The sequence below is a fragment of the Brevibacterium sp. LAARM2_SD2 genome (assembly GCF_057364785.1).
Window position 1 is genome coordinate 1 of the sequence record NZ_JBNFOM010000029.1, and the last position, 12974, is coordinate 12974.

13 protein-coding genes and 2 tRNA genes are annotated in these 12974 nt (G+C 67.9%); 8 read left to right on the top strand and 7 right to left on the bottom strand.

Annotated features, from left to right (window positions below; genetic code table 11):
• The 4 genes from AC2W7K_RS15520 to AC2W7K_RS15535 all read left to right on the top strand — a co-directional run.
• The coding region (locus tag AC2W7K_RS15520) for an ACP S-malonyltransferase (protein WP_486006375.1) at positions 1–596 on the top strand (596 nt) is incomplete at its 5' end.
• Positions 597–604: 8 nt separating this feature from the next.
• Positions 605–1606: a beta-ketoacyl-ACP synthase III gene (locus tag AC2W7K_RS15525; protein WP_137825492.1), complete on the top strand. Its 1002-nt coding sequence runs from the start codon at positions 605–607 to the stop codon at positions 1604–1606.
• A 120-nt stretch (positions 1607–1726) separates the two neighbouring features.
• Entirely contained in the window at positions 1727–1978 is a 252-nt protein-coding gene (locus AC2W7K_RS15530; RefSeq protein ID WP_137825491.1) for an acyl carrier protein, read from the top strand.
• A gap of 68 nt (positions 1979–2046) precedes the next feature.
• On the top strand, positions 2047–3288 hold the full coding sequence (locus AC2W7K_RS15535) for a beta-ketoacyl-[acyl-carrier-protein] synthase family protein (protein ID WP_344251616.1): 1242 nt from the start codon (positions 2047–2049) through the stop codon (positions 3286–3288).
• Between the two features lie 167 nt (positions 3289–3455).
• Here the strand turns inward: AC2W7K_RS15535 and AC2W7K_RS15540 are convergent, their stop codons facing one another.
• Positions 3456–3947, bottom strand: coding sequence for a DUF3145 domain-containing protein (locus tag AC2W7K_RS15540; RefSeq protein WP_344251625.1), 492 nt, complete (start codon positions 3945–3947; stop codon positions 3456–3458).
• 132 nt (positions 3948–4079) lie between these two features.
• Positions 4080–4379 (bottom strand): hypothetical protein, encoded by a 300-nt coding sequence (locus tag AC2W7K_RS15545; protein WP_344251617.1) that lies wholly within the window; start codon positions 4377–4379, stop codon positions 4080–4082.
• Between the two features lie 150 nt (positions 4380–4529).
• Between AC2W7K_RS15545 and AC2W7K_RS15550 the strand changes: the two genes are divergently transcribed.
• Complete coding sequence (locus tag AC2W7K_RS15550; RefSeq protein WP_344251618.1) at positions 4530–5300, top strand: ArsR/SmtB family transcription factor; 771 nt, start codon at positions 4530–4532, stop codon at positions 5298–5300.
• Positions 5301–5385: 85 nt separating this feature from the next.
• On the opposite strand, the gene AC2W7K_RS15555 is transcribed toward AC2W7K_RS15550, so the two are convergent.
• The 3 genes from AC2W7K_RS15555 to AC2W7K_RS15565 form a co-directional block, all read right to left on the bottom strand.
• Positions 5386–5459, bottom strand: a tRNA-Ile gene (locus AC2W7K_RS15555).
• Positions 5460–5581: 122 nt separating this feature from the next.
• Entirely contained in the window at positions 5582–6838 is a 1257-nt protein-coding gene (locus AC2W7K_RS15560) for an EAL domain-containing protein (RefSeq protein WP_344251619.1), read from the bottom strand.
• Between the two features lie 87 nt (positions 6839–6925).
• On the bottom strand, positions 6926–8389 hold the full coding sequence (locus AC2W7K_RS15565; RefSeq protein ID WP_344251620.1) for an MFS transporter: 1464 nt from the start codon (positions 8387–8389) through the stop codon (positions 6926–6928).
• A 216-nt stretch (positions 8390–8605) separates the two neighbouring features.
• Between AC2W7K_RS15565 and AC2W7K_RS15570 the strand changes: the two genes are divergently transcribed.
• Complete coding sequence (locus AC2W7K_RS15570; protein WP_486006376.1) at positions 8606–9460, top strand: CPBP family intramembrane glutamic endopeptidase; 855 nt, start codon at positions 8606–8608, stop codon at positions 9458–9460.
• Positions 9461–9492: 32 nt separating this feature from the next.
• Positions 9493–10440: an NADP-dependent oxidoreductase gene (locus AC2W7K_RS15575; RefSeq protein WP_344258183.1), complete on the top strand. Its 948-nt coding sequence runs from the start codon at positions 9493–9495 to the stop codon at positions 10438–10440.
• A 54-nt stretch (positions 10441–10494) separates the two neighbouring features.
• On the opposite strand, the gene AC2W7K_RS15580 is transcribed toward AC2W7K_RS15575, so the two are convergent.
• Complete coding sequence (locus tag AC2W7K_RS15580; RefSeq protein ID WP_486006382.1) at positions 10495–11547, bottom strand: LLM class flavin-dependent oxidoreductase; 1053 nt, start codon at positions 11545–11547, stop codon at positions 10495–10497.
• 159 nt (positions 11548–11706) lie between these two features.
• Positions 11707–11779 (bottom strand) — tRNA-Asn (locus tag AC2W7K_RS15585).
• Between the two features lie 255 nt (positions 11780–12034).
• Here AC2W7K_RS15585 and AC2W7K_RS15590 point away from each other — a divergent pair.
• Entirely contained in the window at positions 12035–12946 is a 912-nt protein-coding gene (locus AC2W7K_RS15590; protein ID WP_249120863.1) for a DMT family transporter, read from the top strand.
• Positions 12947–12974 lie beyond the last annotated feature (28 nt).

A 12974-nucleotide genomic window follows, 5' to 3' on the forward strand; every position in this document is an offset into this window, starting at 1 on the left:
ATGGCCAGGCCGCAGCCGCCACGCCGACCGGCATGTCCGCCGTCGTCGGCGGGGAGCCCGCGGACGTCCTCGCCGCGATCGACGCCGCCGGTGCGGCACCGGCCAACGTCAACGGCGGCGGCCAGACCGTGGCCGCCGGTGCACTGCCGAACCTCGAGGCCCTCGCGGAGAACCCGCCCGAGCGCGCCCGGGTCATCCCGCTGCCCGTCGCCGGAGCCTTCCACACCGAGTACATGGCGCCGGCCGTGCCGACGCTGACGGAGACCGCGGCCGAGCTCACCGTGACCGATCCGAGCCTGCCGATCCTCACGAACTCCGACGGCAGCGTCGTCGACAGCGGCGCCGCCTACGTCGACCTCCTCGTCTCCCAGGTGACCAACCCGGTGCGCTGGGACCTCTGCCAGGAGACGCTGCAGCGCCTCGGCGTCACCGGGCTCATCGAGCTCGTCCCCGGCGGCACGCTCACCGGCATCGCCCGCCGGGCGCTCAAGGGCGTCGAGACCTACCCGATCAAGTCAGCCGCCGACCTCGACGGTGCGCGTGAGTTCGCGGCCGCCCATGCAGGCGCCGCGGCCAACGCCGGAGAAGAAGGATGACCACCGCCATGCCCACACTCAACACCGCACAGACCGGCCGGTTCTCGAAGATCGCCGGGATCGGCGCCTACCGCGCCGAGAACCTCGTGACCAACGACGAGATCGCCGGTCCGATCAACTCCTCGGACGAGTGGATCCGGCAGCGCACCGGCATCGTCACCCGCCGCCGGGCCAGCAAGGACGTCGGCGTGCTCGAGATGTGCGAAGAGGCGGCCCTCGAGGCGATCGCCTCGGCGGGACTCAAGCCCGAGGACATCGGCGGCGTCATCATCTCCACGGTGACCTTCCCCTACTTCACGCCCTCGGCTGCCGCTGCGCTCACCGACCGCATCGGCACCGGACCGGTGCCCGCCTGGGACATCAGCGCCGCGTGCGCCGGCTACTGCTACGGCATCGCCCAGGCCGATGCGCTCGTGCGCGCCGGCACGATGGACAACGTCCTCGTCATCGGCGCCGAGAAGCTCTCCGACGTCATCGATCCCACCGACCGGTCGATCTCCTTCATCCTCGGCGACGGGGCCGGCGCAGTCGTCGTCACCTCGGCCGATGAGCCGGGCATCTCGAAGACCGTGTGGGGGTCGAAGGGCGAGAACTGGTCGACGATCCGGATGACCGAATCGCTCATGGACGTCCGCGACGACCGCGACCTGCCGTTCCCCACCCTGCGCCAGGACGGGCCCACCGTCTTCCGCTGGGCGGTGTGGGACGGCGCCGAGGTGGCCAAGAAGGCCCTCGAGGAATCGGGGGTCGAGGCCTCCGACCTCGCCGCCTTCATCCCCCACCAGGCGAACATGCGCATCATCGACGAACTCGCCAAGCAGCTGGGACTGCCCGAGTCCGTCGTCATCGCCCGTGACATCGCCGACAACGGCAACACCTCGGCGGCCTCGATCCCGCTGGCCACCGAGCGTCTCCTGCGCGAACAGCCCGAACTCAGCGGCGGACTCGCCCTGCAGATGGGATTCGGCGCCGGACTCGTCTACGGCGCCCAGGTCGTTCGCCTGCCCTGAGCGCCCGTGGCGCGGGCGAAATCACCGCGCGAATGACCTAAGATATTCGGCGGGACACTCGTCGATACCGTTCCAATCCGACCGGGGACATCTCGGTTGTCACTAGAAAGTAGGAAAGAAATGGCATTCACCGAAGCTGAAGTCCTCTCCGGACTGGCAGAGATCGTCAACGAAGAGACCGGCCTGGCCGTCGAGGCCGTCGAGCCCTCCAAGTCGTTCACCGACGATCTCGACATCGACTCGATCTCCATGATGACGATCGTCGTCAACGCCGAGAAGAAGTTCGGCGTGAAGATCCCGGACGACGACGTCAAGGACCTCGTCACCGTCCAGGATGCCGTCGACTACATCAACAAGGCCCAAGAAGCCTGAACATCTGAGGACGCACACGGCCCGTCCACCGACGGGCCGTGTCCCACACTATCGACGAGGTTTTCACCATGACACCAAAAGTTGTCGTCACCGGGATTGGTGCGGTGACCCCCTTGGGCGCCACTGCCGATGAGACCTGGCAGGCCCTGCTGGCCGGTCAGTCCGGCGTGTCCACGCTCGACAACGACTGGGCCGAGAAGTACGGCCTGACCGTCGACTTCGCTGCGACGGTCGACCCCGAGGTCGTGCCCGAGAAGCTCAAGCGGGTGCAGGCCAAGCGCCTCGACCCCTCGAGCCAGTTCGCTCTCATCTCCGCCCGTGAGGCCATGGCCGACGCCGGTCTCGAGGAGACCGATCCCGAACGCACCGCGGTCTCCTGGGCCACCGGCATCGGCGGCGTGTGGACGCTGCTCGACGCCTGGGACACGCTCAAGGACGAAGGTCCGCGCAGCGTCATGCCCCTGACCGTGCCGATGCTCATGCCCAACGGCCCGGCTGCCGCGATCGGCATGGAGTTCAAGGCCCGTGCCGGTGTGCAGACGATGGTCTCGGCCTGTGCGTCGTCGACCGAGAGCCTCGGTCACGCCTTCGACCTCATCGCGAACGGCGACGCCGACATCGTCATCGCCGGCGGATCCGAAGCCGCGATCCACCCGATCACCCTGGCGGCGTTCAATTCGATGCAGGCGCTCTCGCGTCGCACGGATTCCCCCGAGACCGCTTCCCGGCCCTACGACGTCGACCGTGACGGCTTCGTCATGGGCGAGGGCGCAGGCGCGCTCATCCTCGAGACCGAGGAGCATGCGAAGGCCCGCGGGGCGAAGATCTACGCCGAGGTGGCCAGCTGGGGCATCTCGAACGACGCCTACCACATCACCGGCAACGAGCCCGAGGGCAAGTACGCGCTCAAGGCGATGGAGGATGCGCTCGAGGCCGGCGGCCTCACCCCCGCCGACATCAAGCACGTCAACGCGCATGCGACGTCGACGCCGGTCGGTGACATCCCCGAGTCCGTGGCGATCGCCGAGCTCCTCGGCGACTCCGTCGACGACACGCTCGTCAGCGGCACGAAGTCGATGACGGGCCACCTCCTCGGCGGTGCCGGGGCGGTCGAGGCGATCTTCACGGTCAAGGCGCTCGAGACGCGGACCGCTCCCCCGACGATGAACATCACCGAGGTCGATCCCAAAGTGAAGATCAACATCGTCCGGGACACTCCCGCCCAGCTGCCCGACGGTGACATCGCCGCCCTGTCGAACTCCTTCGGGTTCGGCGGACACAACGCGGTCGTCGCCTTCAAGTCGGTGTGATCGACTGACACACGTTCTGTCACACGACGAAGGGCCCCAGCTTCGGCTGGGGCCCTTCGTCGTGTCGCAGAGGAGGCGCAGGACCGGAGGGCACGTCGGAGGCAGTGACGCGCCCACGCGGCGTCGGGTGCGTGAGCAGCGCAGGAAGCGCTGCCGGTGTGCCGGAGTCAGCCGACCTTGGTCAGCCAGCGGACGGGGGCGCCCTCACCGGCGTGGCGGAACGCGTCGAGTTCTTCGTCCCACGCTTCACCGAGGGCGAGGCCCATCTCATGGGCGAGCTGCGCGGGATCTCCGCCGGCACGCTCCATGACGGAGCGGATGCGGTCTTCGGGCACGAGGATGTTGCCGACGGTGTCGGTCACGGCGTGGTAGATGCCGAGGTCAGGAGTGTGGCTCCACCGTCCGCCGTCGACACCGGCAGAGGGTTCCTCGGTGACTTCGTAGCGCAGTGAATCCCAACCGCGGAGCGCGGATGCGATGCGAGAACCCGAGCCTGCGGGCGCGCGCCAGCAGACTTCGGCACGCACGAGGCCCGGTGCTGCCGGCTGGGGTGTCCAGTCGAAGCGTGCCTGTGCGCCGATCGCCCCGCCCGCTGCCCATTCGATGTGCGGGCAGAGCGCGCGAGGTGCTGAGTGGACGAAGAGTACGCCCTGTGTCATATCCATGTGTGCCTCCTACCTCGGATACGTCTTCCCCTACGATCCGAAAGGAGGTACTCCGCTCATGATAGTCGACAAACAGACGTGAGCCAAGTAGCGAAATGCCTGATGACACGTGGTTCTTCTCGTCGGTCAGGAGCGGCGGCGATGCATCTGCTCGGTCATCGTCTCCAGCCGCGAGAGGCCGCTGACGGCAGCCCAGCCGCGCACGGCGGTGACCACCCATCCGTCGAGGCCGAGGTCCTGCCACGCGAGTCGTTCGGCAGCGGGGCACACGGCCCGACCGATGACGAGGAGAACACCGATCATCATCCCGACCACAATCAGCAGCACCATCATCACCAACTCCTCCCACGTGCGCAGCGACTTTCGCTCCCTTTCAGCATGAACCTCTGCGCCCTCAATGAAAAGCAAATCATTGTGAATGATCATCAGGCAGAGATTTAATGATCGAGCTCTCTCCTGGGGACTGATTGCCTTCGCGGTTCCCCGGGCTGGGGTCGTGGCCGACGTCGTTGCCCGGCGAATCGGGTCCATGCCGGTTCTAGACAGGTGACTCATAAGTCACCTATTGTTGCGTTCGTGGCCACTTCCGATGACGACGCGGTTCTCCTGGCGCTCTCCCATCCGAGTCGACGGGCGCTTCTCGACGCCCTCCATGACCGGGACGGGCAGAGCGTGAGCGAGCTCGGGCAGGTCCTGCCCGCTCTCGGGCGCCATGCCGTCCTCAAGCATGTGGGCGTGCTCGAGGACGCAGGATTGGTCACCTCGCACAAAGCCGGGCGCATCCGCCTCTGCTATCTCAATGCCTCGCCGCTGGTCGCGCTGGCCCACCGCTGGCTCGACGACTACGCGCTCGGGTGGGGGCAGGCACTCAACCGACTGAAGAACACGTCCGAACGGAGACCGCAGATCATGAGCAGCACCGCACCCCTGCACCGCCACGCCATCGTCATCGACGCCTCACCCGAGCGGGTCTGGACCGCACTCACCGAGGAGACCTCCTCGTGGTACTTCACCACGACGCTGAACTCGTCGCTGGAGCCCGGCAGCGCATTCACCTACACCTACCCTGAAGGCCGAACTGCCGCCGAGGGCACAATCATCGCAGCCGACCCCGGTCAACGACTGGAGATGACCTTCTCGCCGGCCTGGGACGACGCCGTGGCCCCGGAGGCCCCCTTCCGCCTCGTGTGGTCCTTCGCATCCCGCGGCGAGTCCACGCTGGTGACGATCGAGCACTTCGACCTCGACCCGTCCACGGAGACCGCCCGCCAGGTCGACCACGGCAGCCTGGTCCTCATCTCCAACCTCAAGACCTGGATCGAGACCGGTGCGCCCATGCACGCCTGAGGTCTCCTATCACTGGCGGTGTCCGGCGATGACGAAGCCCCGCATCTCTCACCGCGGTGAGAGATGCGGGGCGATCGCACAGGGGTGCCCCCGGCCGGACTTGAACCGGCGACCAAAGAATTATGAGTTCCCTGCTCTGACCAGCTGAGCTACGGGGGCGAGCCGTGACCAGATTAGCACCAGAAGGCCGGCAGCTCCCATTTCGCGCGGATCGTGAGAGAGCGTCGACCCAGAGCCCACAGAGCACGCTCGACGGTGGGGCGAACTGCGCGGCAGACGAGTCAGTGCGCCGAGGTGCTCGGGGAGATCCGAGTGAGCACGCTGCGGGCGGCGTCGACGCAGGTGTAGCGCTCAGTGGTGATGTAGACATCGTACTCGACCTGTCCGTCGCTGCCGGGATCGTTCCGGCGGGCGGCGGCGACGAGGCCCGACCAGTCGGGTCCGACGACGACGACTCCGTGCTCCTTGCGCATCGGATCAGAGGCGTCGACGACTCCCCCGCGCACCCCGGGCACCGGCGGAGTCGTGAAACCGCCGGAGAACATCGCCGTGAGACCGACCGTGTCGCGGATCCGCTCATACCGGTCATAGGTCGCCTGGGAGAACGACTCCTCGTCCCCGAAGACGCCGAGCGTGATCGTCGCCGCACCGGAGGCCAGAGCCCGCTCCTCGAGGGCGGCGATCTGGGCGATGAGCAGCTCGCGGTTCATCACGAGAGGCTCCCGTCGCAGCCCCTGCGCTATCGAGTACGGGGTGCCGAGCGCCGGGAGGTTGCGCGAATGGTGATCGGCGAGAGCGTCTTCGACCGGCGGGGCGAACGGCTCGGGCTCACGGGTCGAGCGACCGAAGTACGGACCCGACATGAAGCGTGCGCCAAGTGCCTGCACCCGGTCGAGATCGTCCTCGCTCGAGACGCCCTCGGCGAGGATGACCGCGCCGGTCCGCTCGAGGTGGGCGTGGAGGAGCCGATTGAGCTCGGCCAGCTGCGCACTGCATTCGATGGTGAGGACGTCGGGATGGAGGCCGACGACCGAGGGGTTGACGAGCGGCACGAACGACGTGCTGCGCAGGTCGGGTCCGACCGAGGACATTCCCACGCCCCAGCCCATCGACCGGGCCTGGCGCACCGAGCGGAGGACGGAGGCCGGGGAGGAGGAGACGCGGTCGGCGTCGAGCTGGAGGATGCACGAGCGATCGGGTTCGGCTGTCCGATCCTCGAGCGTGGCGAAGGACTCCTCCTCGGCGTGGAGGAAGAGGCGGTTGGAGTTCGGCAGTCCAGCCGCCTCGGCGGTGCGCAGGGCGGTCGCCCGCATCGAGGCGTCGATGTCGCCGATCATCGCTGAGGCGTGCATCGCCTGGCGCAGGTTCTCCGACTCGGCGTGGCCGAGAGCGGGATCGCCGATCGGCGCTTGGAGGATCTGGTAGCCCACGGTATCGAAGGTGAAGGAGTCGACCACGGGTGCGAAGAAGGTCTCGATCCCTCCCGACCGCACCAGCTCCTCGAGGGCCAGGTCCTGATCGTTCGCCGTGCCTACCACCGTCTGTCCTTCCCTGTGAAAACCTGCGTACACAGTCTTCCACAGTCGTGTCCGGTCAACGGTTTGGATTCGATAACATTATTCCGCTCACAGCTGAGGTCGCCGCGTGCGCCTGACCTCGGCGATCCCGACGATGCCGGCGATGATGACGACAACGGCGATTGCCAGGAATGCGACGATGAGCCCGAGGTCCCAGTCGCTGACCGCGACGACGGCGAACGCGACCGCGGTGAGGATCGCCAGCCCCATCGAGGTGCCGATCCGCTGACCCGTCTGCAGCACTCCCCCGGCCGATCCGGCGTACTTCAGCGGCACCTCGTTGAGCGTGAGCGTCTGGTTCGGGCTGATGACCATGCCCTGCGCGATCCCGACGAAGCTGAGGGTGAGCAGCAGCCACCATTCGCTGCCGATGCCCTGCGCGAGGAGGGCGACGACGAGGACCGAGGAGAGCAGACCGAAGAGGCAGGTGACGATGCCCCAGACGACGAGGCGGCGCCCGGCCTGGAAGACGTAGCGGCCGGAGATGTCGGCCGACAGCGCCGAGAGCAGCGCGGCGGGCAGTCCGATGAGCCCTGAGGCCAGCGCGGTGTGGCCGAGGCCCTGCTGCATGAACATCGCGACGATCACCCACACACTCGTCACCCCCATGAAGTAGAGGGCGATGATGATCGAGCCGTTGCTGAAGCTCTTGATCACGAAGAGGTCGAGTTCGACCATCGGGGTCCGGCCACGGGACTCATACCGTCGCTCCCACTTCGTCCACGCCCAGATGACGACGAGCCCGAGCGGCAGGGCGAACCACACGAACCAGCCGACGGAGGATTCGACGAACGGCAGGAGGACGAGGAGGACGCCGAGTCCGAGGAGGACGACGCCGACGGGGTCGAGATCGTGCCGGTGCCGACGCTGGGCCGGGGGCACCGCCTCGTCGATGGGGTCGGTCTGGTCGACAGCCGGGCCCCACGCGGACTTCGGCAGCCAGACGATCGCGAAGATCACGGCGAGGATGGCGAACGGGACGTTGACGAGGAACGCCGCCCGCCACCCGAGGGCATTGCCGAAGATCGCGATGAGGACGCCGCCGAGCACCGGTCCGATCGCCACCGACAGACCGACGATCGTGCCCATGAGGCCGAAGGCACGACCTCGGCGCGGTCCTTCGAAGTACTGCTGGAGGAGACCGACGACCTGCGGGTTGAGCAGTCCCGAGCCCAGGCCCATGACGACGCGGGCGATGTTGAGGGTGATCGGGTCCGGGGCGAGGCCCGACACGAGCGAGGAGATGCCGAAAAGGCTGACTCCGGCGATGAAGAGCTGGGCACGGCCGAAGACGTCGCCGGCGCGACCGGCCGCGACGAGGACGACGCCGAAGGAGAGCGCATACCCGGTGAGCACCCACTGGAGGGCGGAGGTCGAGGCGCCGAGGTCGCGCTCGATCGCCGGGAGGACGACGTTGATGATCGACACCGACAGCAGGGACATGAACAGCGGGACGAGAGCGACGAGGAGGATCCTCTTCTGCACCTGAGTCATTCCGCCGCCAGCAGCCATTCCACACCTTTCGACCATTCTCGACAGCCGACGTCACCGTCGACCGTCCTCCCGCTGGTGATCCTATCCCCTTGCCCGCCGGCCGGCGCGGTGGGACCACCCGTTGACACCGGCCCATGAGCGTGTGACGGTAGGGCGACCTCCCCTCCCACCGCGACGATCGGAGCATGATGAACCGGAACGGGAACCCAGCTGCGTCCATGACGTTCCCGCGGGATGGGGCAGGCACAGCGGCCGACGGGTCCGCTCCTCGGCATCGTCATCGCCACCGTGATCTTCTTCGTCGCCCAGCTCGCGGCGCTGCCGGCCGGCATGCCGAGCGAGGGAGCCGGACTCACCTTCGTCCAACAGGCGGTGCTCACCGGCAGCTTCGGGGTCGGGGCGGTCCTCCTCCTGCTCTGGGTCCGGTTCAAGGAGCGCCGGCCGATCCGCTCGCTCGGCTTCGCCGCGCCCGGGGCAGGAGCGAAGATCCTCCGCGGCGCGCTCATCGGCCTCGTCATGATCTCCGCGGTCGCCCTCATCACCGTCGCCTCCGGTCAGGGGACCCTCGGCCCACCGAACTGGAGTGCGCTGCTTCCCGCGCTCATCCTCCTCGTCGGCTTCACGATCCAGGGCAGCACCGAGGAGCTCTTCGCCCGCGGCTACCTCGTCCAAGCCGTGTCGTGGAAGTGGGGACTGCTGGCGGCCTTCGTCGTCCAGACCGTGTGGTTCACCCTCCTCCACGGCGCCAACGGCGGCATCACAGTCGTGTCCGTGCTCAACCTCGTCCTCGTCGCGGTGTTCCTCGGCTTCTGGTCACTCGCCGAGGAGGGGCTGTGGGGCGTCTGCGCGTTCCACGCCGTGTGGAACTGGGGTCAGGGCAACCTCTGGGGCGCCCATGTCTCGAACATGGACGTCGAGACCTCGGTCCTCTCCTTCCGCCCGACCCCCGGTGCCGGCGACCTGATCTCGGGCGGATCGTTCGGCTTCGAGGGCAGTATCGTGTCCTCGCTCATGCTCGCTCTCGGCACGGTCGTCGCCGTCGTCATGGTCCGCCGACGGCGGCGTGCGGCGACGGCCGATCGGGGCTGAGAGGACACAGCCGGGCAGGGGACAATGGTGTCATGACGAATGACACGATGAGAGCCGCCACCCAGCACAGTCTCGGAGGCCCGGAGGTCCTCGAGGTCGTCGACCTGCCGCGTCCGCAGCCGCGGACCAACGAGGTGCTCGTGCGCGTCCGCGCCGCCGGGCTCAACCCGACCGATTGGAAGCACCGCGCGGCCGGGCGCTTCCTCGGTCAGCCGCCGTTCGTCCTCGGCTGGGACGTCTCCGGAGTCGTCGAAGCCGTCGGCGTCGGGGTCGCGCGCTTCGCAGTCGGCGATGAGGTGTTCGGCATGCTCTCCTACCCATACGGTCACGGCTCGCATGCCGAGTACGTCGCGGCACCGGCGCGGGTGTTCGCGAAGAAGCCGGCGGGACTCGACCACGTCGAGGCCGCCGCCCTGCCGCTGGTGTCGCTCACGGCGTGGCAGATGCTCATCGACTACGCGCAGCTGACACCGGGCCAGCGCGTCCTCATCCATGCCGCCGCCGGCGGAGTCGGCCACGTCGCCGTGCAGATCGCCAAGGCCCACGGCGCCCACGTCATCGGCACGGCCAGTGGGAAGAAGCATGATCTCCTCCGCCGCCTCGGCGCCGATGAGATGATCGACTACCGCACGGAGGACTTCACGGAGACCGCCACCGACATCGACGTCGTCCTCGACACCCTCGGCGGGGACACCGCGATGCGGTCGCTGCGCACCCTCACCCCCGGCGGGATCGCGGTCTCCACCGTGCCGGTCGGCCCCGACGACTTCACCACCGAGGCGACGCGTCTGGGCGTCAGGGCGCTGCGGATGCTCGTCGACTCCTCCCATGCCGACCTCACCGCGATCGCCGGGCTCGTCGACGCGGGTCGGCTCAGGCCCGAGATCGCCGCGACCTTCCCGCTCGAGGAGATCGCTGCCGCGCACCGCCTCGGCGAGACCGGGCGCACCACCGGCAAGATCGTCATCACGATGTCCTGACACGCCTCAGGGCCCGGCGCACGGGGTGTGCGCCGGGCCCTGAGGCGGAGCGGCTCAGATCGGGTAGCCGGTGACCGGACCCTCCCAGTTCGGCTTCCAGCCGAGTGCCGGGGCGACGTGCTCGGCGAAGGACTGGAGGACGTGGAGGTTGTAGTCGACGCCGATCTGGCTGGGGATCGTCAGCATGACCGTGTCGGCGGCCTCGATCGCCGGGTCGTCCTTGAGCTGCTCGATGAGGACGTCCGGAGCGGCCGCATAGGTCTTGCCGAACGTCGAGCGCATGTCATCGATGATGCCGATCTGGTCGCCGTCCTCATGGGAGCGGCGTCCGAAGTAGAGGTCGTCGAGATCGGTGGTGATCGGGAAGATGCTGCGGCTCACCGACACGCGCGGGGTCCAGTCGTGACCGGCCTCCTTCCACGCTTCGCGGAACTTGTCGATCTGCTCGCGCTGGAGGTCGGCGAACGAGTCACCGGTCGCCTCGGTGAGCAAGGTCGAACTCATGAGGTTGACGCCCTGTTCGGCCGCCCACTCCCCTGTCGCGCGGGTCGCCGCACCCCACCAGATGCGGCGGTCGAGGCCGGGGGCGTGCGGTTCGATGGAGAGCCGGGCACCGGGACCGAACTGCTTCGGGTCGGCCGGAGCCATCTTCTCGCCCTTGACGGCGGCCATGAACTTCCCGAACTTCGCGCGGGCGATGTTCGCGCCCTTGGCGTCTTCGGCGTCGAGATAGCCGAAGGCCTCCCACCCGCGCTCGGCCGGCTCCGGTGATCCGCGGCTGACGCCGAGGGCCACGCGGCCGTCGGCGAGGATGTCGAGCGCTGCGGCCTCCTCGGCGAGGTAGAGCGGGTTCTCATACCGCATGTCGATGACGCCGGTGCCGACCTCGATGTGCTTCGTCTTCGCGGCGATCGCGCTGAGGACGGGGATCGGCGACGCCGCCTGTCTGGCGAAGTGGTGGACGCGGAAGTACGCTCCGTTGACGCCGATCTCGTCGGCGCCGACGCCGATCTCGACAGCCTGCTTCAGGGCTTCCTTCGCGCCGTACTCCCCTGGGGCCGCGCCGGGTCCGTAATGGCCGAAACTCAAGAATCCGAATGCCTTCATATCCATGCCAACCTGGTTGAGGTTTCAATTATTCCGGCCGGTCGCAGGCGGTGCGCGGCTTCCTGCTGGCTGCACGGGCCCCGCATACCCATGTGGGTGTGCGTGCGGGCATTCAGGGAACGACAAAGGCCCCGTCGGGAACGACGGGGCCTTGCTCTGCTCCCCCGGCTGGGCTCGAACCAGCGACCCTTCGATTAACAGTCGAATGCTCTGCCAACTGAGCTACGGAGGAATGTGGCAGTGACCTGCGCACGAGAAATCAGCATAGCAAAGGTGAGCCGACCTCGCCAAAGCGGCGCCCAGTGCGTTAGGTCACACCCGCCCCGCTCGCCCTGGGCCAGCGGTGCCCGAGGCGGACAGCTCCGGTTTCCCCCACCTCGGGGAGACGGGGAACCGGACAATTCCCCCGCGCGCACGACGCTCGCGCGTACTGCACTGTAACATCGGGGGTGACCCTTGCGAGCCATCCCCGACGGAAGCAGAACACGTGACCATTGTGGCCATCGCCTTAGCCGTTCTGGCAGCTGTGGCCCTCGCGTTCGGGGCCCTCTACCAGCACGACGCCGTCGCCGATCAGGACAACTCCCATGACGGTCTGAGCTGGGCGCACTTCAAGGAGCTGCTGGGGAACCGGAAATGGCTGCTCGGGCTCTTCATCCTCGGCCTCGGCACCCTGGGGAACTTCCTCGCCCTCGCCCTCGCCCCCGTCATGGTCGTCCAGCCGATCGGGGCGTTCTCCCTCATCGTCTCCGTCCTCCTCGGCGTGAGGTACCGCGGGCTCAAGGTCAACCGCCGCCTCGTCCAGGCCGTCGTGTGGTGCACCGTCGGCGTCACGGTCTTCGTCGCCCTGTCGGCCACGACTGCGCGGACGTCGGTCCACCTCGGCGCCGATGCCCTTCCGCTCGTGTGGATCACCGGCGTCATCGTCGCCGCCGGGCTCATCGTCATGCTCTTCTTCCGCCACGCCCCGCAGCTCGTCCTCATCACCGCGGCGGGCCTGCTCTTCGCGTGCGTGGCGACGAACGCCCATCTCGTCAGCGTGCAGTTCCTCCGCGCCGGCATCGAGAACGTCACGTGGCTCAACGTCGCAGCCCTCATCGTCGCCGCAGCCCTGGGCTCCTGGTTCGTGCAGAACTCGTACGCCGCCGGTCCCCCGGAGATGGTCATCGCCGGGCTCACCGTCGTCGATCCCATCGCCGCGGTCATCCTCGGCTCCGTCGTCCTCGGTGAGGCCCACGCCGCTCCCCCGTGGCTCGTCGTTGTCATCACGATCACAGGATTGGTCGCGTGTCTCGGGGTCGTTGTATTGTCTCGGTATCATCCCGATGTCAAGGATCGCGAGGACGAACGCCGCGACGCCCGCCAGAACGATCAGTTGACCGACACCGAGGAGAGTTGAGCTCTGTCCGCACAATCGACCCGTCGCA

What these genes read in the sequence shown, in the direction of transcription:
- AC2W7K_RS15525 (WP_137825492.1), top strand. Translation starts at nt 605, where the DNA reads ATGCCCACACTCAACACCGCACAGACCGGCCGGTTCTCGAAGATCGCC.
- AC2W7K_RS15530 (WP_137825491.1), top strand. Translation starts at nt 1,727, where the DNA reads ATGGCATTCACCGAAGCTGAAGTCCTCTCCGGACTGGCAGAGATCGTC.
- AC2W7K_RS15535 (WP_344251616.1), top strand. Translation starts at nt 2,047, where the DNA reads ATGACACCAAAAGTTGTCGTCACCGGGATTGGTGCGGTGACCCCCTTG.
- AC2W7K_RS15540 (WP_344251625.1), bottom strand. Translation starts at nt 3,947, where the DNA reads ATGACACAGGGCGTACTCTTCGTCCACTCAGCACCTCGCGCGCTCTGC.
- AC2W7K_RS15545 (WP_344251617.1), bottom strand. Translation starts at nt 4,379, where the DNA reads ATGATCATTCACAATGATTTGCTTTTCATTGAGGGCGCAGAGGTTCAT.
- AC2W7K_RS15565 (WP_344251620.1), bottom strand. Translation starts at nt 8,389, where the DNA reads ATGGCTGCTGGCGGCGGAATGACTCAGGTGCAGAAGAGGATCCTCCTC.
- AC2W7K_RS15570 (WP_486006376.1), top strand. Translation starts at nt 8,606, where the DNA reads ATGGGGCAGGCACAGCGGCCGACGGGTCCGCTCCTCGGCATCGTCATC.
- AC2W7K_RS15575 (WP_344258183.1), top strand. Translation starts at nt 9,493, where the DNA reads ATGACGAATGACACGATGAGAGCCGCCACCCAGCACAGTCTCGGAGGC.
- AC2W7K_RS15580 (WP_486006382.1), bottom strand. Translation starts at nt 11,547, where the DNA reads ATGAAGGCATTCGGATTCTTGAGTTTCGGCCATTACGGACCCGGCGCG.